At 44.0% G+C, this 20,130-nt stretch carries 20 protein-coding genes, 1 tRNA gene and 1 pseudogene; 9 read left to right on the forward strand and 13 right to left on the reverse strand.

Annotated features, from left to right (window positions below):
* The 3 genes and pseudogenes from ACYTXL_RS13280 to ACYTXL_RS13290 all read right to left on the reverse strand — a co-directional run.
* Positions 1-236: pseudogene (locus ACYTXL_RS13280) on the reverse strand (hypothetical protein); the annotation flags it as partial.
* A 117-nt stretch (positions 237-353) separates the two neighbouring features.
* A complete protein-coding gene (locus ACYTXL_RS13285; protein ID WP_461925158.1) occupies positions 354-2,495 on the reverse strand; it encodes a pentapeptide repeat-containing protein in 2,142 nt (713 codons plus the stop codon).
* Positions 2,496-2,677: 182 nt separating this feature from the next.
* Positions 2,678-3,022, reverse strand: coding sequence for a hypothetical protein (locus tag ACYTXL_RS13290; RefSeq protein ID WP_461925159.1), 345 nt, complete (start codon positions 3,020-3,022; stop codon positions 2,678-2,680).
* Between the two features lie 509 nt (positions 3,023-3,531).
* On the opposite strand from ACYTXL_RS13290, the gene ACYTXL_RS13295 reads away from it, so the two are divergent.
* A complete protein-coding gene (locus ACYTXL_RS13295) occupies positions 3,532-3,963 on the forward strand; it encodes a hypothetical protein (protein ID WP_461925160.1) in 432 nt (143 codons plus the stop codon).
* A gap of 142 nt (positions 3,964-4,105) precedes the next feature.
* Here the strand turns inward: ACYTXL_RS13295 and ACYTXL_RS13300 are convergent, their stop codons facing one another.
* The 5 genes from ACYTXL_RS13300 to petB all read right to left on the reverse strand — a co-directional run bounded on the left by ACYTXL_RS13300 (position 4,106) and on the right by petB (position 8,281).
* Complete coding sequence (locus ACYTXL_RS13300; RefSeq protein ID WP_461925161.1) at positions 4,106-4,477, reverse strand: hypothetical protein; 372 nt, start codon at positions 4,475-4,477, stop codon at positions 4,106-4,108.
* 65 nt (positions 4,478-4,542) lie between these two features.
* Positions 4,543-5,724, reverse strand: a complete 1,182-nt coding sequence (locus tag ACYTXL_RS13305) for a glycosyltransferase family 4 protein (protein WP_461925162.1) — start codon at positions 5,722-5,724, stop codon at positions 4,543-4,545.
* A 505-nt stretch (positions 5,725-6,229) separates the two neighbouring features.
* Positions 6,230-6,673 carry an ATP-binding protein gene (locus ACYTXL_RS13310; protein ID WP_292802088.1) on the reverse strand — a complete coding sequence of 148 codons (444 nt, stop codon included), beginning with the start codon at positions 6,671-6,673 and terminating at the stop codon, positions 6,230-6,232.
* A 358-nt stretch (positions 6,674-7,031) separates the two neighbouring features.
* A complete protein-coding gene (petD, locus tag ACYTXL_RS13315; RefSeq protein WP_461925163.1) occupies positions 7,032-7,514 on the reverse strand; it encodes a cytochrome b6-f complex subunit IV in 483 nt (160 codons plus the stop codon).
* 119 nt (positions 7,515-7,633) lie between these two features.
* Positions 7,634-8,281, reverse strand: coding sequence for a cytochrome b6 (gene petB / locus ACYTXL_RS13320; protein ID WP_461925164.1), 648 nt, complete (start codon positions 8,279-8,281; stop codon positions 7,634-7,636).
* Between the two features lie 408 nt (positions 8,282-8,689).
* On the opposite strand from petB, the gene ctpA reads away from it, so the two are divergent.
* The gene (gene ctpA, locus ACYTXL_RS13325) at positions 8,690-9,934 is read left to right on the forward strand and encodes a carboxyl-terminal processing protease CtpA (protein WP_461925165.1); all 1,245 of its coding nucleotides are present in this window, start codon (positions 8,690-8,692) and stop codon (positions 9,932-9,934) included.
* Positions 9,935-10,097: 163 nt separating this feature from the next.
* On the opposite strand, the gene ACYTXL_RS13330 is transcribed toward ctpA, so the two are convergent.
* Positions 10,098-10,829, reverse strand: a complete 732-nt coding sequence (locus ACYTXL_RS13330) for an MBL fold metallo-hydrolase (RefSeq protein ID WP_461925166.1) — start codon at positions 10,827-10,829, stop codon at positions 10,098-10,100.
* Positions 10,830-11,022: 193 nt separating this feature from the next.
* On the opposite strand from ACYTXL_RS13330, the gene ACYTXL_RS13335 reads away from it, so the two are divergent.
* Positions 11,023-12,543 carry a site-2 protease family protein gene (locus ACYTXL_RS13335; protein ID WP_461925176.1) on the forward strand — a complete coding sequence of 507 codons (1,521 nt, stop codon included), beginning with the start codon at positions 11,023-11,025 and terminating at the stop codon, positions 12,541-12,543.
* Between the two features lie 341 nt (positions 12,544-12,884).
* Here the strand turns inward: ACYTXL_RS13335 and ACYTXL_RS13340 are convergent, their stop codons facing one another.
* The 3 genes from ACYTXL_RS13340 to ACYTXL_RS13350 all read right to left on the reverse strand — a co-directional run bounded on the left by ACYTXL_RS13340 (position 12,885) and on the right by ACYTXL_RS13350 (position 14,904).
* Complete coding sequence (locus tag ACYTXL_RS13340; RefSeq protein WP_461925167.1) at positions 12,885-13,451, reverse strand: phycobiliprotein lyase; 567 nt, start codon at positions 13,449-13,451, stop codon at positions 12,885-12,887.
* A gap of 75 nt (positions 13,452-13,526) precedes the next feature.
* Complete coding sequence (locus ACYTXL_RS13345) at positions 13,527-14,207, reverse strand: HEAT repeat domain-containing protein (RefSeq protein WP_461925168.1); 681 nt, start codon at positions 14,205-14,207, stop codon at positions 13,527-13,529.
* Between the two features lie 612 nt (positions 14,208-14,819).
* Positions 14,820-14,904, reverse strand: a tRNA-Ser gene (locus tag ACYTXL_RS13350).
* Positions 14,905-15,010: 106 nt separating this feature from the next.
* On the opposite strand from ACYTXL_RS13350, the gene ACYTXL_RS13355 reads away from it, so the two are divergent.
* The 6 genes from ACYTXL_RS13355 to ACYTXL_RS13380 all read left to right on the forward strand — a co-directional run bounded on the left by ACYTXL_RS13355 (position 15,011) and on the right by ACYTXL_RS13380 (position 19,782).
* Positions 15,011-15,379, forward strand: a complete 369-nt coding sequence (locus ACYTXL_RS13355; protein ID WP_461925169.1) for a 2Fe-2S iron-sulfur cluster-binding protein — start codon at positions 15,011-15,013, stop codon at positions 15,377-15,379.
* A gap of 435 nt (positions 15,380-15,814) precedes the next feature.
* Positions 15,815-16,360: a thermonuclease family protein gene (locus tag ACYTXL_RS13360; protein ID WP_461925170.1), complete on the forward strand. Its 546-nt coding sequence runs from the start codon at positions 15,815-15,817 to the stop codon at positions 16,358-16,360.
* Positions 16,361-16,492: 132 nt separating this feature from the next.
* Positions 16,493-17,305 carry an inositol monophosphatase family protein gene (locus ACYTXL_RS13365; protein ID WP_461925171.1) on the forward strand — a complete coding sequence of 271 codons (813 nt, stop codon included), beginning with the start codon at positions 16,493-16,495 and terminating at the stop codon, positions 17,303-17,305.
* Between the two features lie 51 nt (positions 17,306-17,356).
* Positions 17,357-17,539 (forward strand): hypothetical protein, encoded by a 183-nt coding sequence (locus tag ACYTXL_RS13370; RefSeq protein WP_461925172.1) that lies wholly within the window; start codon positions 17,357-17,359, stop codon positions 17,537-17,539.
* An 87-nt stretch (positions 17,540-17,626) separates the two neighbouring features.
* Positions 17,627-18,571 carry a J domain-containing protein gene (locus ACYTXL_RS13375; protein ID WP_461925173.1) on the forward strand — a complete coding sequence of 315 codons (945 nt, stop codon included), beginning with the start codon at positions 17,627-17,629 and terminating at the stop codon, positions 18,569-18,571.
* Positions 18,571-19,782: an ATP phosphoribosyltransferase regulatory subunit gene (locus ACYTXL_RS13380; RefSeq protein WP_461925174.1), complete on the forward strand. Its 1,212-nt coding sequence runs from the start codon at positions 18,571-18,573 to the stop codon at positions 19,780-19,782. Before ACYTXL_RS13375 ends, ACYTXL_RS13380 begins: the two co-directional genes overlap by 1 nt.
* Here ACYTXL_RS13380 and ACYTXL_RS13385 read toward each other — a convergent pair.
* On the reverse strand, positions 19,771-20,001 hold the full coding sequence (locus ACYTXL_RS13385; RefSeq protein ID WP_461925175.1) for a hypothetical protein: 231 nt from the start codon (positions 19,999-20,001) through the stop codon (positions 19,771-19,773). The two genes, ACYTXL_RS13380 and ACYTXL_RS13385, sit on opposite strands and share 12 nt — an antisense overlap.
* Between the last annotated feature and the right edge of the window lie 129 nt (positions 20,002-20,130).

The following is a 20,130-nucleotide window of genomic DNA, read 5'->3' on the forward strand; positions in this document are numbered from 1 at the left end:
ACAACTGCCGTATTATTACCAATTAACACTTGGGCGCGGAGTGAAATTGGTGCTTCCAAAAGCTTGTAGCGTCCCGCTATCACCCCTCCGAGTTGGATACCATCGGTAATACCAATAGCGGGGCCTATACCGATATAACTGCCATAGGCTACTTGAGCTTGCACTGGTTTAGTACTCGCCAGACTCAAGACCAAGCCAGCCCCTAAAACTGAAACCAAATATTGAATATACTTCATAACCGAACTCCTCACACCAATTTGTCATTTGTCATTTGTCATTTGTCATTGGGCATTGGGCATTGGGCATTGGTTATTCTCCTTGTCTCCCTTGTCCCCCTGCTCCCCCTCTCAATTCTACGGGCAACGCGGATGAATGCCTCCTTGAGTACAAATGTATGCTAATTGCTTGGAATCTAAATTTTTGGCTTGAGAAAAATCAACCCCTTGGACTACGGCAGATACTGAGCCTAAATCTGGGGTTTGGACAAATTGATCTGCTGGATCTTGTTTGCTAGGGGCGAGAATTGCCCCCTTAAAATCTGCTCCGGCGACATTCGCTCCCCGTAAATCTGCAAAACTCAGATCGGCATTTTGCAAGTTAACGTTTTCCATCTGGGCAGAACGCAAAACAGCACCAGTTAGACGAGTGGCGCTCAAGTTAGCATTACTGAGATTAGCACGATCCAAATAGGCTCCTGATAAATCTGCCCCTTGCCAATCAGTGTTAGTTAAGTTGGCAAAGGATAATTGTGTTCCTATAGCACTGACACGACCTAAACGCGCCGCGTACAGATTGGCTTCGTTCAAGTTGGCGTCGCCTAAATCTGCTCCAGTTAAGCTGGCTTTTTCCAAAACTGCGTTTTGCAGATTGGCTCCTACTAGTTGGGTGCTGTTGAGTTTAGCCTCAAATAGACGCGCGTTGGATAAGTTGGCTTTGTTGAGAGTGGCGCGGCTCAAATCGGTACGGTTCATCAAGACGCGACTGAGGTTAGCATCAGTAAGATTGGCTTGCTGCAACTGAGCTTGGCTTAAATCAGCGATCGCATCGTCATAAGTATCCCAGCGTCCATCTTCACCCACGCCCCGAAAGCGGCTACCCTTTAAACTGGCTTGGTTAAGATTTGCAGATTTTAACTTAACTCCTGATAAATCAATATTGTCTAGCACCAAGTTGAAAAAGGAACTTCCTGGAGTACCGCTTTGACCTAATTGGATGCTACTAAGGTCAACGCCATCGGTTTTACCACTGTAAACAGAGAGAATCTTGTTGATCGTCCCCTGATTTCTTTGTAGTCGCCCTTGCCGCAATTCCCGTTCTTCGGTTGCAGTGCTACCCACAGACTCCAATTCGCTAACCAAAAACTGATTCTTATTTTTTAGTTCCGGGATGGCTTGAGGCCCGACAGTTGTCAAAGCTTGTTGAATTGTATCCAGGAGGCTGGGGTTGGTTTCGCTAACCAAGAGATCCGCCAGAAATTTAATAGACTGTGGGTCATTAAGACCACCAATAGCCAGAATTGCACTTTGGCGTTGTTCATTAGTCGCCCCAGAGTTGGGACTCAATGGTTTGATAAGTTCGAGGAACTGTTGGCTGTTGATTTGCTTAGTTGCTCGCTGGGATTGTTGAATTTGGATATAAACTTGAGTGCCAATTAAAGTTGCTAACACAGCAGTCATGCTCGTCAGCCCTACCCCAAACAAAATTAGATTAGGATTTTGCTGTATCCGCCGCCACAGATTCGGCGACTGATTGGTTTGGGCTGCCGCTAATTCTTCATCTCCCTCCTGCCATTCTTCTGCTTGATCATTACCGCCAGCAGACTGAGCTTGTCTGTTTCTAAGTAAGAGTCCATCTATTGTATAAGTACCTGCAAGTTGATCATGCAGTGCGCGACGCCCCCGGCGCGACGGTAAGCCTATCCCTTCACCCACAATCATTAACAAAGACAAAAATGTGAATAATCCTAAATTCGGAAAAGCAAAGCTGTAGCGCCACAGCAGATAAGCGATGGAAATTGGTACAGTCCAACGCCCAACGCCTTCTCTAATCACAACTGCCCCCAATCCGGGCGGCTTCCCTTGCTCGTTCACAACCCGCACTTTTAACCAACGTTTAGGAATTGTGCTACCAGTCTTAGCTAGTAAATATAATTGCCACCACGAGAGAGTTACAGGCGCTAACAGGGCGATTGTCCATAAAATATTAGTCGGCCATGCAACGTTAGGGATGCCATAGCTCACAGGCAGAGCCAGGGGTCTGGCGATCGCTCTTTGGGTTACTATCAGCACGGGGTTAAGCGGCACTCGATTCAGATCGCTTCGAGAATTGGCATAGACACCAATACCAAAGGGAATCAACCCACTGGCAACTACTAGTGTGATTTCAGCCGCCCAAGCAGCAAACCGCCTACCTGCTAGCAACAGCGATTTGGCTTTTTCCGGTTCTTTTGACTGACCAGATTGATTATTAGTTCTCCTGACAGTTGGTGTCGTCATCGCATAATTCCCTTTGATATTATTTCTACGCCGCGATCGGCACAATTAAAATAGACTAAGCTAATCGGCAAAAAGAAAAGCATATTGAAATAGAATTTAGGAGTTATAAGTCAGGAGCCTTTTGTATTCTGGCTCCTGACTTTCATGACTCCGGGCAGAGTGCAAAGCAAATGCATATCAACTTATTGCTTACGTTGAAAGCTACTAGAGACAAAAAATTTGTATCCAACATACACTAACGCTGCCAAAAGTGCCAGAGTGATTACAGATGCAACCAGTTTAAACACTGTTTGCAGCATCGCCAAGCCCACTAGCACCGTCACACCCGAAACTATCAGCTTTTTCGCCCCAGATAAGCTCTTAAACCAAATCTGAAATCGCTCCAGTTGCAAGTTCAAGTTCCCAAAAACAGACTGAGGCGTTTGTTTTTGTTCTTGTGGTTGTGGAACTACCCCCGGTGGGGAATTAATCTCTGCCTCTAGCTTATTGAGGCGACGCTGTAAGTCTTCTTCAGGTTGAGGATTCATCAATTTTTTATCCCTCAGCTAAGTCACTTGTTCAACAACAGACCAACCAAATTCTATTTTTGGTGGTTGTCTTAGTGATTTTAGCTAATGTCTGTGCGTGCAAGAACTTTCTGGACAAATAAAATTTATTATGATGATTTTTAGAATACTAGCTTGTTATGGATTCAAGTGCGGAATCTAGGTAGGATTTACGCATAAGAGATCCCCCAATCCCTTTAATTAATAAAGTTGGCTCTTTCATATCTCCCCCTTTTTAAGGGGGATCGAGGTTTCAGGTTTTGAATGCATAAGTCTTAGTAGGGTGAAATATTTTGGTACAGAAGTGCCACCTAATATAGATAATTTGCACGATTGATGGTTTCTACAACCCATTAAATCTTCACAACCAATCCTGAATAAATGGTATTGCTTTATACAGCGGCTTTTGGAACCAAGACGGATTGCTGTCGTCTATTAAATCACTACTGCATAACAATATTGCTCTAAAAAAATCTGGAGCATTAATTAAAATGAAGACGCTTAGGCTACTTGCAATTCTTCCCACAGCTTTGGCGATGAGTTTGGTTTTTACTGAGGCTAATTTAGCACAGACACCAACAATCCAAATTCATCAGAATTTACAACCAGATCCACTGGTTTTGAACGGAAAGTCTGGCGGAACTGTCAAAAGTAATTGTGGCAATATTAGCGCTGAACCCAATCAAGTTATTCAGGTTACAGAGTCACTACCTTATTTGCGATTAACAGTAGAGAGTCAAGGGAAGCCAACGCTGTTGATTGACGGACCTGGGGGGCGCTTTTGTGTACTAGCAGATAGTTACTCTGGAGGCAAGTCAGAACTTTCTGGTTTCTGGCAGGCAGGAAGATACTCGCTGCATGTGGGCGAACTATCCAAACAAGAGTATAGCTACACGCTCTCAATCTCGCAAAAAAATAAATAATTATAAGTCAGTTGTACTGAGCAGTTCGACAGGTATTACCCTGAGCTTGCCGTTCGCGCAGCGTCTCGTAGAGAAGGGCTCACTGTGAGACGTTGCCCTTGGCGTAGCCTCTGGTAGAGAAATATTTGTTCTTTGCTAATGACTAATCTTCCAGTGATTGGGCTGGAACTTCGACAGCAGTCACATCAATTGTGCCTTCTGGTGTCAAGCGCTGAAAATGACTATTTTGGACTAACAGTGACTCTCCACAGTTAGGACATTGCAACTGACTGTTATTTAAACCTGTAAATTCATATCGACAGACGGGACACTGATCAGCAATCAAGTTGCGTTGCAGCCACCAACGAAAGCCAAAAAAAGCCACAATGGGTGCCAAAAACAGCAACCCGAAAATAATTAGCAACGAATTAACCAACCAACCCAAGCCCAGTGATGCCAGTAACCAAATAACTGCCAGCAGGGTGAGCCAAGGGCGGAGATTTAAAAGATTCAATTGAAATGACTTAAAGCTCATTTTTTAAATGTCGTCCTGCTCTCCTTCTAGGATAGCGATTTTACTCATTGGTCATTTGTCATTTGTCATTTTGACTTGATTACTGAGGATAGAAGTATTTTTTGCAACTGCTGTTGGAAGGCATCTAGGCCAAACAGCGCGATCGCCTGTTCTCGTACCCACTCTCCATCACATCGCTGGTCATCCCCTTGAAGCATTTCTATACAAGCTGCTGCTACAGCATTAGGATTGCGGTGTGGTACTCGCCATCCCAGTTTACCATCCTGCAAGGGATCAGCAGAGCCATCATCGTCACCGGATAATACAGGTATTCCACAAGCCATTGCTTCCAGATAAACAATGCCAAAGCCTTCTTGCGAAGGCATAATATAGGCATCAGCAAGGCGGTAATGTTCGATTAATTCTTCTGTCGCAACGAAACCAGCAAATACGACGCGATCGCTCACACCTAAATTTTTTGCCAGTTTAGCTAATCGCGGTTGGTCATCACCACGACCAATTACCAAATATTTCACTTCTGGGAAAACTTGAGCGATTTGTGGTAATGCCCGAATCGTGACATCTACACCCTTGTAAATATCCCCTGACCATAACCGCGCTACTGTCATTAACACTTTAGCACCAGTTAAGCCATACTTCTTTGCTAATTCTGGCTGTTTGGAACCAGGAGTAAATTTATCCCCATCAATTGCACAAGGCATCATCTCTACCATTTTCGGGTTTAGACTATTAGCAAGACAAGTGCGATCGCGGCTGTAGCGACTAATTGCCCAAATTCCAGCTGCTGATGTCAGGGCGCGATGTTCTTGATTTTTGAGCGGTTCCCAAACTTCTTTGCCGTAAGTTAGCACGGTGTAAGGAATCCCTAAGGGCTGACAAAGAATTTGTACTAATACTGCTAAGTTAATATGACCGCAGAAAACTTGCTGCGGACGGCTTTGCAACAAACACTTAAGTAAAGCGGCTACCATTTGCAGTCTTCCTAAATCGGGAGACTGATTTTTAAAGTAATGAAATTTTAAGTTCTCCTCTTCAAACGGATTTAAGCTATCAGGATTATCTCGTAGCAAAAATACTTCCGCTTTGTAACCTTGCCTCAATCCCACATAGGCGCGAAAAATATCTTTTATATATGATTGAATACCACCTTCCTGGGCAAAAATTTCTAAAAACACGAAGACATGGTTAGTTTTTTTCTTAACTTTATCACCTAATTTTAGGTTTTTTGTCGCTCTAGTGATAGCCATATTAGATGATTTACAGTTAATAACTTTATAGACAAATGTCCTAAATCGCTACTTTTCCCGGTGTTACTCGGAATGGGTAAACTGCAATACCCTCTATCGCTAAACCAAAGGCCGCTGGGACTACCTTTCTTGATGATATTTAAATTTTATCTACCTATATTACCACACTTGGATATATATGGATATATAATCAATAAATATTTACAACACTCGCGGTCAGGGCGCGATCGCACCGCTTTTTGACCAAATAAGTCGCGGCGTGCAAGCCCCTAAATTTATTTATGGGGGTAAGCCGCTCTCGTATTTATTCGCCGTCCCCATTCTTTTACTAATTCACTAGCACTAAATACCTCTATTTTTAGCTTCATTTTTTATATTGTCCCAAGCTGATTTATTTTATAGTAAGAAAGGCATGGTTTGGGTAAAATCTAGGTAATAATCCAGACATCTGCTGATATTTACAGAAATATTACCGAGCAGCTTCCAACCCTTGACTGCTTCAGTTTTACGTTTGTGCTTCTACAGAGTATTTGACGATGAGCAGGCAATTTCTCCCATCTGCACCACGTTCGTATACAACACGGTCAGCTAACCGCCGCAGGAGAAACCATCCATACCCGCCTACTTGCAGTGTACCTGGCTCTGGCTCTGCGATCGCATCAGGATTGAAAGGTTTTCCATAATCCCAAATTCTAATCTCTAGTCGGTCAATCCAGAGATAAACGTTAATCTCAATGGTTGTTTCCGGGGGTAAAGCATGATGAGCATGACGAACAGCGTTGGTAAAGCCTTCTGCTAATGCTAAATTGAGGCGATCAAGTTGGGTTTTTGACCAGCCAAGTTGAGACAAATGTTGCAGACAAAATTGCTCGAACCATTCTTGCACCTGGTTTAGGAGACTGAGTTCGCTCTTAACCGTCAGATGGTCTTGCTGCACTATGCTAAACATTAACTGTGAGTTAAATATAAGTAAACCCAAGTTGCTAGTTATTAAATTTTGCCAATAGTGCAAAATTTCTCTGATATAGAAAAATCTTAATTGAGATATTCTGTTTACCAAAATACAAAACATCATCGATTTTGGCATTTCGAGGGTTGTAACTAGCAACTTACGTTAAGTAAGTGAAAAATGTTTGTATTTGTTGACTTTTGGTGATTTGAGACTTGGGAATAGCTTTTCCATCCAAAACTTAAAATCCCAGATGCAATCTCAACTATGAAAATTGACGCCTGTTGATTGGTTTCAAAAGCACATCTGCATCTGCTCTTGAAACTCACAGGCGTCAAAGCACTTCCTGGTGACTAATTTAGAATAGTCCCAAGGTCAAAGATTTATCCAATGGCAAGGCAGCACCAATACCGAGCCACAGGGTGACAAGGGTACCAACGAGGAATACTGTGGTTGCAACTGGACGACGGAAGGGGTTTTGGAACTTATTGACGTTCTCAATAAAGGGAATGAGAATCAGTCCGACTGGTACTGAACCCATTGCTAACACTCCTAAAAGTTTGTTAGGGAGCGATCGCAAAAGTTGGAAGACTGGATACAAGTACCACTCCGGCAAAATTTCCAATGGTGTGGCGAAAGGATTTGCTGGTTCACCGTTCATCGCCGGATCTAGCACAGCTAGAGCCACAATTGCAGCGAAGGAACCCATGATCACGATAGGAAACACGTAAAGTAGGTCATTAGGCCAAGCGGGTTCACCATAGTAGTTGTGACCCATGCCTTTAGCGAGTTTGGCTCTTAACTGAGGATCGCTCAGATTAGGTTTTTTTTGTGTTGACATTTTGAAATATGCTCTCCTGCTTAAGTTAAATTAAAGCATTTGTGAAAGCTATCAGCTACTAGGCAACTCTAGTCTTGATCTGAAAACTGAGAAATATTGCCTTTCACTAATGGCTGATATTACAAAGGACCGGAAATGCCTTGCTTGCGGATCATCAAGAAGTGAAACAGCATGAAGACTGCAATCAACCAAGGCAGTACAAAGGTGTGGGCGCTGTAGTAACGAGTTAGTGTTGCTTGACCAACACTCGAACCGCCACGCAGCAGGTCGGAGATGAGAACGCCAACCACGGGAATTGCTTCTGGTACGCCGCTAACGATTTTCACAGCCCAGTAGCCAATTTGATCCCAAGGTAGGGAATAGCCGGTGACTCCAAAGGAAACGGTAATCACAGCCAGGATGACACCACTTATCCAGGTCAATTCGCGGGGCTTTTTGAAACCACCAGTCAGGTAAACCCGGAAGGTGTGCAAAATCATCATCAATACCATCATGCTGGCAGACCAACGATGGATGGAGCGAATTAGCCAACCGAAGTTTACTTCAGTCATGATGTACTGCACTGAGGAGAAAGCTTCAGCTACTGTTGGTCTATAGTAGAAGGTCATGGCAAATCCAGTGGCAAACTGGATGAGAAAGCAAACCAGGGTAATTCCACCCAGGCAGTAAAAAATATTGACGTGGGGAGGGACGTACTTGCTAGTGACATCTTCAGCGAGCGCCTCAATTTCTAGGCGTTCCTCAAACCAGTCGTAAACGTTGGCCATACAATCTCAAGTCCCTAAGAATCGGTTGCGGTTGATAAATCTCGAAGTTCTGAATCGGCAGAAGCCTTCGCTCAGACTTCTCTCCCAATTAGCAATTTTGGGATTTTCGTAAAGGTGAGTTTTTTTTGGAAAGCTTGTCAGCTTTTGGCGTGCTAAGAGACTTCAGAAACTTTACACTCTGTAAAGATGGAATATATTGCGATCTCTTTACGCCCCTACACAGAAAATGGTGGACACAAAGTAGATTTTATCCTTTGGTGAGTGGATACGATACCTCAGTTGACTGAACAACTAGATGAGAAAAATGCACCACTTCTATAAAAAAAGTAACATAATCGAGAGATAGATTTCATCAACAACAGGGGAAGTGGGCATTTCTAGGCAATTTGGGTTGAGGTGAAATTGATAATGGGGTTCATGAATAAACAAGTCTTTCGGGTTGGATTTTCATTGTTAATGGCGTTTTGGTTGGCGTTGGGTACGCTCACCGAGCCGGCGGTCGCTTTGACAACGGAACAAAAGCTGGTTTCGGAAGTTTGGCGAATTGTTAATCGCACTTATCTAGATGAGACGTTTAATCATCAAAACTGGGCAGCTGTGCGGCAAAAGGTTCTGGAGAAGCCGCTCACGGACTCAAATGCCAGTTATATGGCAATTGGGACGATGCTTAAGAGCCTCGATGATCCTTTTACCCGCTTTTTAGATCCAGAACAGTACCGCAGCTTGCAGGTCAATACTTCTGGGGAACTGACTGGGGTAGGATTGCAAATTGCCTTGAATCCTGAGACTGGAAAGTTGGAAGTAGTGGCTCCCATAGCCGGTTCACCAGCAGATAAAGCCGGGATTAGACCACGCGATCGCATTCTCAAAATTGAAGGCGTTTCTACAAAAAATCTCACCCTTGATCAAGCTGCGACCAAAATGCGCGGCACTAGTGGCAGCCTTGTTACTCTTTTGATCGAACGCGACGGAGAGGCAGAAAGGGAAATTAGACTTACACGCGATCGCATTGCTCTTAACCCTGTGGTTTCCGAATTACGTGTTTCCACTGAAGGTACAGCCATCGGCTACCTTAGACTGACTCAATTCAATGCCAACGCTTCAACGGAATTGGCACACGCTATTTCTAGTCTAGAAAAAAAAGGCGCTGCTGCCTACATTCTGGATTTGCGAAATAATCCTGGAGGACTCTTGCAATCAGGAATTGAAATCGCCCGTTTGTGGTTAGACTCCGGCACCATCGTCTACACTGTTAACCGACAAGGCATTCAGGGTAGTTTTGAAGCCTTTGGTCCAGCCCTGACAAAGGATCCTCTGGTGATTTTAGTCAATCAAGGAACAGCCAGTGCCAGCGAGATTCTCGCCGGCGCACTCCAAGATAACGATCGCGCCAAGTTGGTAGGTGAAACCACCTTTGGCAAAGGCTTAATTCAATCCTTATTTGAATTATCAGATGGTTCAGGCTTGGCAGTGACAATTGCTAAGTATGAAACTCCTCAACATCGGGATATTAACAAATTAGGTATTAAGCCAGATAAAGTGATTTCCCAAGCAGCCATTAACCGCGAACAGATTGGCACCGAAGCGGATTTGCAATATCAAGCAGCAGTGGAACTTTTGGTTAAAAACTCGGTGATGGCGGGAAAGGCGTAAAAAGTTAGGAGAGAGGCGATTAATCGCGTCTGTACAGGAGTTAGGAGAGACGCGATTAATCGCGTCTGTACAAAAGTTAGGAGTAAGGAGTTCACCTTGTTCCCAGTCAATTCAGTCATTCCCTTACCATTAGACATAGGAGTTAAAATTACGTAGGCAGAATTCATGAATTGTGCCTACCAAGGATTTTGGGTAAATCCAGAGAGGCGAGGTGTTGATAAGCTTGATCTATGAATCGCTTACCTCTGAGAAAGCCTGTATTAGCTCCCGGACATATGTAGCAAAGAGTTTCCGATGTAAAAGTTTCTAACAAGAATCGAAGACTCTGAATTTGCCTAGGCCAGTGAAAGGTTTTCGCTGTCCGTAATGGTACTGGTTGACCCTGTTGGTTAGGGACTAAATGGCGACCAGAAAACAATATACCTCCAAGCTCAGTGTAATAGAGGCAAGATGAACCAGGAGAATGTCCTGATGTCCAAATCACTTGTATTGCGGCATCAAGAGTAAATTTCTGCCTAAAGGTAGTTACGGTTAACCCTGGTAATAAATAAGCTTCTTGCTCTTGAATCAGCACCTCGCAGCCAAAGATTTGCTGAATTTCAGCTGTCTTGCCAATAGCGCCTCGATGGGTGATAAATAACCAACGCACGCCTCCATGCACTCTTAAAAAATCTTGATTTGTTTGGTCTAAGGCAGGGCAATCTATGAGGATATTGCCTTCATTTCTTACAATAAGATAAGAGGTTCCTCCTAATGTGTCCCGATTGGGTGGAAAGGCAAAAATGCTCTCTTGTGCGAAGTCCGATTGCAGAAAACCTCCGCTAGGAACTTCGTCAGGGAAGACAGCCCGTGGTGGCTTAGTTCTATGACTTGGCACTTGAGGTAAAGGGCACATTATAAAAGAACCGAAATTCAGGAGTTGTGGATAATTTTGTTACAGTGTGGAAATTCTGAAGAATTGCAACTTCAGCGTTAACCAGCGCTGTTAACCGTTGTGAATAAAATTGGGGTTTGAAGTCTGCCTTGTAGTTAATGCTATGGTGCTGAAGCTACTGGTGGGGCGTTTTGTCCAAATTACTGAAGATAATATGGAATTTTGGTTTTTGTTTATCCTCCTACTGGGGCTAGCTACTTATCTAATGGTGCAGCACAGCGTCGCTCAAATCACCCGGACGCCAGTATGGTTGTTATGGCTGGTTTTAATGACACCAGCATTTTTGTTGAGTGGATGGACGCTGATGTATGGGGCCAAACAAGCTCCGCCACCAGCGCTGATTATTTCGTCGTTATTTGTCTCCACTGTATTGTACTGGACGTTGTTTCAATGGGGGCGTCAAGCGCCAAGAGATACACAGACCGAAGCCCCAGCCCAAGCCTCTGCATCACAGCCGACTATCGAGCCTCCCGCAGAACCAATAGTGCGTCCCATCGAGCTAACGGAAGAAACTCAACTGCGAAATTGTTTTCCTTGGTCTGTATACTACGTTCAAAATATTGAATATCGACCACAAGCTGTAATTTGCCGTGGTCAGTTGCGAACTAAAGCCAGCAATGCCTACCAGCAGATTAAGACTAATATTGAAGCACAATTTGGCGATCGCTTCGTGCTGATCTTTCAAGAAGGTTTAAATGACAAACCTTTCTTTGTGCTGGTTCCTAACACTCAAGCTGCTAAAGAGAGAAATACACCACAACGCGACCAGGAACGTTTAACTCGACCAGGATTAGCGCTTCTGCTACTAGTAGCTACTTTGGTAACTACTACCTTGGTAGGAGTGGAAAATGCTGGTGTTTCTCTTGGGCCTATCTGGAAATTTGGCTCTTTGTTCAACCTTCTATCTAACCCAGATGTCCTATTCAAAGGATTGCCCTATGCTTTAGGACTGATGACTATTTTGGGTATTCATGAACTTGGGCATTATTTGACAGCTAAATTTTACAATATTCGCTCGACGTTGCCTTACTTTATTCCCGTGCCTTTCTTCTTGGGAACTTTTGGCGCATTTATTCAGATGCGTAGTCCTATTCCCAACCGCAAAGTTTTATTTGATATTAGTATCGCTGGGCCAATTGCAGGTTTTGTTGTTACCTTGCCATTACTAATATGGGGCTTGGCCCATTCTGACGTGGTTTCTCTGAATGAAAAAACCCGACTTTTGAATCTTGAGGCGCTTAATCCCAAGTATTCAATTTTACTGGCGCTACTCTCGAAGTTAGCCTTGGGAAGTCAGTTAACAGCAAAATCAGCCCTTGATCTGCATCCAGTTGCAGTTGCTGGTTTTCTGGGACTAGTTGTAACGGCGTTAAACTTAATGCCCGTGGGACAACTAGATGGAGGTCACATTATCCATGCGATGTTTGGACAACGATCTGCAATTATAATTGGTCAAATTGCTCGTGTCTTGTTGCTATTTCTTTCTTTAGTTCGGGAAGAATTTTTGTTGTGGGCGATTATCTTATTATTTATGCCGTTGATTGATGAGCCGGCGCTGAATGATGTGACTGAATTGGATAATGGACGTGACATTTGGGGATTATTGGCAATCGCTTTGTTGATGATAATTGTTTTGCCATTACCGCAGGCGATCGCTAACTTTTTGCAAATTTAAAAAGTATTAACGCCAGAGAGAGAAATATAGGAATTATATTTGATTTCTGAAAAAATATCGGTAGTCTTGTAGTGGACCCTCTTGCCTAAAATGTTGCAAAAAAATTGTAGGTTGGGTGGAGGCTTTGCGTAACCCAACATCCTGATATATGTTGGGTTACCTTCCGCTCCACCCAACCTATGTCTACGTCTAATGCATTTTTTTCACACTATGAAATTAACTATTGGTTGGGATTTTTTATAGTAGATTATAAACAGTATTATACAATAGCCTGATTTTAGTTTATAAAAAATATTAAACTTAATTCCCCCTAGAAACAGGGGGAATATGTTGTATTACAACTAACTAGATACTGAATTAGCCGCCTCGGAAGGCTTCGCGGCTGGTGGAAAACCACCCATGCGAATCTCAGAAGTAAAAGAAGCGATACTAAATCCACCAAAACTCTTGAGGACATTTGCCCGCATTCGCAAATTAGGGCTAGCAAACCACAGGCGCTCTTCAGAACTCATGGTTTCATCCTCTGTAGTTAGAATCAAAGCACCATCACTATCAATTTTATAGCGTCCGGCAACTGGAGTTTTATCAGCATCAACTATTTCTCGCAGTAACTTACCTTGCGCCGGATTATCTGTATCAGGTACTGAAACTAACACAGTTGAACCACTGTGTTTTACTTGACCCTTTTCCATTGTGCCGTTCCAGGTAATTTTGGCAGCACAAGAGGCGGAACTAAGATTAATTTTGTACTGTTGACACAGTTTGATCACTTCTGGATCATCTACTGTCAGCGTCTCAATGATGATATCTGACTTGCTACTTTCAGATTGGTTAAAAGCCAAATGTTGACTAGTACGATGAGAAAACCATTTACCAGCACTTAACTCAAAAAACTCTTCAATATTCATGAATGAAATTATCCTGTATCAAAATGCTAAAATTCCCACTTAATTATTATTAAAACGTAGCAGGAAACTTTAATATTAAGCTTGATTGCCTATTTTCTCAAGCTTCTTCAGTCCAATCCTGGCTGCCTCAGCAACGTTGAAATGATTGTCTTTTTCCAAATATTTCAAAGCTGAGATACTCTTAGGAGTGGGAAGATTTCCTAAGGCTTCAGCCAAACGCTGCCTGACTAACCAATCATCTGATTGAGCGAAGCGCAGGATGTGATCGACAGATTCAATGTCTTGAATTTCTCCCAGCGCAGAGATTGCAGCTTGTTGCAATACTACTTCTTTGCTATCCAATGCCTGAAGAAGAATTTGACGCGCACGGGGATCTTTAATGTTACCTAGAGAAACGGCTGCACTAAAGCGTACTAGCCAATCAGTATCTTCATAAAACGCCCGTGAAAGCACTTCAAAGGCTCTAGCATCACCCAAATACCCTAATGCACCGGCGGCATCAGCGCGTATACCATAATCTGGGTCATTTACGAGAATTCTTACCAAAATTGCATAACATTCTGGTGTCGGCTTGATTCCAAGAGCAAATATTGCCATCGATCGCAGTTGTAAAGATTCGTCGTCTAATACCTTTTTAATCAAAGGGACTGCATCCTCGGCCGAAACATGACGCAGATTCGCAAGTGCTACCATGCGATCGCGTAAATTCGGACTTTCTAACTGAGTAGAAATTTCTTTTAAGCTTAGAGTTGCCATTTGGGTCAAAGCGTTTTCTTTACTTATCTTAATTTACCCGATCCGTTCATCAGGCTGTCGCTATACTGAAGTAGGAGTTTGGCGACTTGACAAAGTGCCTCGACTATGATTTAAGAATAAACAAATGTTACTTCCGGCGAGATTCTGTATTGAATTTACCAGTCAGATTTAACACGACGCTGTGCGTAGCTTGCTTACAGCAGTTTTCATGTATTTCAACCACATCTCTCGTAGGGGCACAGCAATGCTCATACGTGTCAACTTAACGTGAAAGCCAGTCTATAAGCAGCTTTTAAGATTGTCTCGTTCCCAGTCGGAGACTGGGAATACATTCCGAGAGGCTCCGCCTCAAGACTTGCGGCAGAGCCGCAACGAGCACCATTTCCAGCCAGAGGCTGAAAACGAAGTTTGAAAGGGGTTTTGGCTTAAGTTGACACCAATGAACTTTTTCTGTGCCCCTACCGCGTGGTCTATTTACCTGAAAATAGCTGTAAGAATAGGATTACGCTAATGCACCTTCAAAGCAATCTTAAGAATATATTCTGCTATTTTTTAAACCGGACTATTTGTATAAGTCTGGTTCAAACTATATATTTGAACTAGGTTTGAGAACGGAGAGGGAGGGATTCGAACCCTCGTTAAGTTTCCCTAAACACACTTTCCAGGCGTGCGCCTTCAACCACTCGGCCACCTCTCCAGGTGCCACGATTTACAATAATACTATAAAATCACAGAAAATGCAAAGATAAAGAAAGATATTTTAGATTGAATCTGAAAGTCCCAATCCCAAAATGCAAATCCAGATGTCCCGTACATACACAATTAGAGTTCGCGATCGCGCCACTGACAAAACATATACCCTACAAGTGCCAGAAGACCGCTACATCCTGCACTCTGGCGAAAAACAAGGGGTGGAACTGCCGTTTTCCTGCCGCAACGGGGCTTGCACCACTTGTGCTGTGAGAGTGTTGTCAGGAGAAATTTACCAACCAGAGGCGATCGGATTGTCGCCAAATTTACGTCGGCAAGGTTATGCCTTATTGTGTGTGAGTTATCCCCGTTCTGACTTGGAGGTGGAGACACAAGACGAAGATGAAGTCTATGAACTCCAGTTTGGACGCTATTTTGCTAGGGGGAGAGTTAAAGCGGGTTTACCCTTAGATGAGGATTGACACTCTCAGTCACTAAAGTGATTCAGATTCTTGGTTCAACGAGACCACCTCTGGACTAGATGCCTTGCGTTACCTAGTCCAGAGGTGGGACTCTCCACGCCAGGTGCAACAAGAGTGGCTCATAATGAATCTTTTACCTACTGAGAGGAGGAAACTAGAACAATGCAGTAGAACCGCATAGATGAGCTACTGCGTTGCGGGGGTTCCCCCCGTTGTAGCAAGTGGCGTTCAGTTGTCAAGGTACAGAGTCTGCGTTTTAGGCAGCAATTGGGTTTTTAGACAGGTTAATTACCCTTCCTGCTAAAATCATTGTAGCAAAAAGTAGGCGACTAAAGTCGCATGAGTCACTTATATCTCATATCTCAGCCCTGAAGGGACTGAGTTTTACGCTTACCGAGTGTTTCATATAAACAATTCCAAATCACCGAATTTCTGATGCCTGTACATTTTGGTAACTGGGTGCGAAAAATAGCGCTTTTGGTTTGCTTATTGCTCTTGGTGAGTTGCCAAGGTAAAAACCAGCTGCCAAACAATCAGGCTGAGGTAAAAGTAGCGCGGGTAGTTAGTGGGCAAAGTTTGGAAGTGTTAGGCATGGCTGAACAACCAAATTTGATTTCCCAAGTGCGGTTAGTTGGTATTGATGCACCAGATTTGCGACAGCGCCCTTGGGGGGAACAAGCAAAAGAACAGTTAGAGGATCTAATTGGTGGTGCAGAAGAATCGGTAACGCTGGAGTTTGATTTAGAAGCAAAAGACAAAATCGGGCGAACTCTAGCTTATGTGTGGAAAAATAAGGTGTTGTTTAATGAAGAATTGGTAAAACAAGGGAATGCAATGTTTGTGGGGCGATCGCCTAACCACAAATATGACCAGCGTTTAGAACGTGCCCAACAATGGGCTAAACTCATGGGGCAAGGAATCTGGAACCCAGAAAAACCCATGCGCCTCACTCCCGCCGAGTTTCGCCGCCAAAATCTTTAATTAGTGCTGAGGGCGAGAGTTGGGGAGTGGGGGGACAAGGGGGACAATGGGGACAAGGGGAATAATCCAATGCCCAATGCCCAATGACTAATGCCCAATGACTAATGCCCAATGACTAATGACTAATGACTAATGACTAATCTACAAATTTTTCTAGATATTGCTACGGAAGCGGCCTTAGCTGCTGGTGTCGTTTTGCAAGGTTACTTGGGTAAGTTAGAAAACGGAATTATTGAAAAAGGACGTCCTGGTGATTTAGTCACTGCTGCTGATAAAGCCTCAGAGGAGTTGATTTTAGAAATTTTGCGCCGCCACTTTCCTCAGCACTCTATTATCGCTGAAGAATCAGGGAAATTAGGTAATCAAGAGAATGAATACCTTTGGGCAATAGATCCTCTAGATGGCACAACCAATTACGCTCATCAATACCCATTTTTTGCAGTTTCCATCGGGCTGTTAATTAATGGCGTTCCGCAAGTTGGTGTAATTTATGACCCTTTTCACAATGAACTATTTCGTGCTGCTGCTGGCTTGGGAGCAACCCGCAACCGTCATCCCATCAAGGTTTCGCTAACATCTGAACTGAGTAAGAGCCTACTAGTGACAGGATTTGCCTACGATCGCCGCGAAACATCTGATAACAACTACGCAGAATTTAGTCACCTCACTCATCTTACCCAAGGAGTCAGACGTAGTGGTTCAGCATCGCTAGATTTAGCCTATGTTGCCTGTGGACGTGTCGATGGTTACTGGGAACGTGGGCTTTCTCCTTGGGATATTGCCGCCGGGATAATTTTGTTACAAGAAGCCGGGGGCAAAGTCACCGCCTATGATGGTACTCCCGTCAAAATTGAGTCAGGTAGAATTCTCGCCACAAATAGTTATATTCATGACTCTCTCAGTAGCGAACTTTTACGAGTTCCGCCATTGTCAGCTTGGGTGTGAGGGGAGTGGGGGATGAGGGAGACAAAGGAGACAAGGGGATGAAGAAAGAAAGTGTTTTCCCAATGCCCAATACTTCTCTTCTTAGGCTACGCCAACGACTTCGCTACTTCTCTTCTTAGGCTGCGCCAACGACGCCGCTCAGTACAAGTCAGTACAAGTGCCCAATACCCAATACTTCGACTTCGCTCAGTACAAGTGCCCAATGCCCAATACCCAATGCCCAATGACAAATGACAAATGACAATTTGCTACTGACGAATCACTGATAAACCGAAGTAAACTAGAAAGAATCTAACTGCTCATTTGGTGCAAGAGCTCTATATGTCTTTCAAAATAGATCGTGGATTATTTAAATATGATTTCATAGATCATCACGCAATATTGTGCGTTCCAGTTGATGCGGATGTCAAAGAGATTCGCAAACGCTATCTCCAAATCGCCCGCCGTCTGCACCCGGACAGTAGTTTTACTGAAAGTGCTGCTCAAAAACAGCTAGGGAATGAATTATTATCAAAGCTAGTTAACCCTGCTTACGAAAAACTTAGTGGCGATCGCACTCACGCGGAATATATTGTAATTTTGTCCCAAATTGGCAAGCGCTTGGCACAAGAGTCTACTTCGGTAACTCTAAACACTGACTTGGCTAGACAGTTAGCTGAGACACCTAATGTCGATCATTTCTATAAAAATGCGATCGCTAAACTAGCCCAAACCCAATATGATTCTTTAGAGCAAGCACTACAAGTCATTGCCCAAGTTAGTGAGTTGAATTTAGTGTATCTAATGCGGAGTGCGGGCAAATCATCCGCAGCGTCGCCGCCACCTACTCAACCCAAAGTCCAATCAGGTACGCCTCAGCCAAATACACTACCAGAGCCAGCGGCACTAAAAGAAGACTCGATTGTAGAACAGTATGTTCGTCGCGCTCAATCTTTGATTGACAAAAACCAATTTCCCCAAGCCAAAGTAGAGTTGCAAGATGCCCTAAAGCTAGAACCTAAAAATAGTCGCTGTCATAGCTTAATTGCAATGGTGTATTTAAAGCAAAATCAGCTAAAAATGGCAAAAATTCACTTTGACAACGCTCTAAAATTAGACCCCAATGACGTCACAGCGTTACAATGGAAACCTAAATTAGATAAAGCTCTAGGACAACAACCTAGTGATCATAAGGTGACTTCATCCCCCAATAATAAAGATAAGCAACCAGATAAATCTGGTAGTGGTGGTTTATTCGGTGGTTTCTTTGGTGGGAAGAAAAAATAATGGTGTATCAACCAGCATCGGGAGCCAGGGATTTATTGCCCTTGGATGTGGAGAAAAAACGCTGGATTGAAGAGCGGTTACAGCAGGTGTTTCACCGTTGGGGATATCACCGGATTATCACCTCGACTTTAGAACGGATGGATACTCTGATGGCAGGGGAAGCAATCCAGCGTCAGATGGTGATTCAATTACAAAATGGCGAAGATGATGAATTAGGGCTACGTCCAGAATTAACAGCATCCATTGCTCGCACTGTTGTGACTCGGATGGCAGGTGTAACTTATCCGCAACGATTGTACTACAATGCCAATGTGTTTCGCCGCACTTGGGAAAGCAGGCATAATCGCCAGCAAGAGTTTTATCAAGCTGGGGTGGAGTTGTTAGGGGCTGGGGGATTGCTGGCGAATGCGGAAGTACTGCTGTTAGTTGCAGATTGTTTGGCAGCACTGGGTTTACGGGAATGGCATTTAATTTTAGGTGAGGCGGGAATTACCCGATCGCTCCTGAGTGCCTTTCCGGCTAATTTACAGAATAAAGTTCGCAGTGCGATCGCTCATCTCGACCGCATTACTATAGATACTTTACCTCTAAGTGAGAAACTACGCGATCGCGCCCGAATCATGATGGATTTGCGTGGCTCTAGTGCAGACGTGTTACAAAAAGTTAGGAATTTAGATCTAGATGAAGAACAGCGACAGGCAATAAATAACCTCAAATCCCTAGTAAAATTACTGGAATCAGAGAAAAAATTTCCGTTAATCCTTGATCTCAGCCTGATTCAAACCATAGATTACTACACTGGTATCGTCTTTGAAGTTGTTAACAATACCGAATCCCAAACCAGAGTTTTAGGGCGGGGTGGTCGCTATGACCAGCTTTTGGGGCTATATCATCCCCAAGGAGAAAACATACCCGGAATTGGTTTTGGACTCAATATCGAAGATTTATACCAAGTTCTGTTGTCTACGCAGCAATTACCACAGATAACCCCAGCTAGTAACTGGTTGGTAGCACCAGAGACGGTGAGTGCTAACGCCTTTGCCTTTGCCTACGCGCAAAAACTCAGAGATTCCACTGATCTGGTGCGGGTAGAAATTGATTTGGGGGGAAGGGATGCAGACGCTATTCGCCAATATGCACGCGATCGCAGCATAGCCCAAATTGCTTGGATCAAAGCTGATGGTTCACCAACCATTGAATCATTGCGTTAGTGGGCATGGGGCATTGGGCACTTGTACTGACTTTGCCTGCCCTGAGCTTGCCGTACCACTTCGTGGAAGCAAGCTACGCGTAGCGCGATGCCCTGAGCTTGCCGTACTCCGCAGGAGTTGCAAGCTACGCGCAGCGTCTCGTAGAGAAGGGTCTCGTAGAGAAGGGTCGAAGTAGCGTTGACACTGTTGGCGCAGCCTAAGAAGAGAAGTATTGGGCATGGGAAAGAGACAAGGGAGAAACTTGTTTAATAATTCCCCCTTGTCCCCTCTTCTCCCCCACTCCTTACTCCCATTCGGCTACGCTCACGGCCTACTCCGTACTCCCCTGCTAGGCTAGAAATAGCCGAT

The organism is Nostoc sp., from assembly GCF_054880495.1.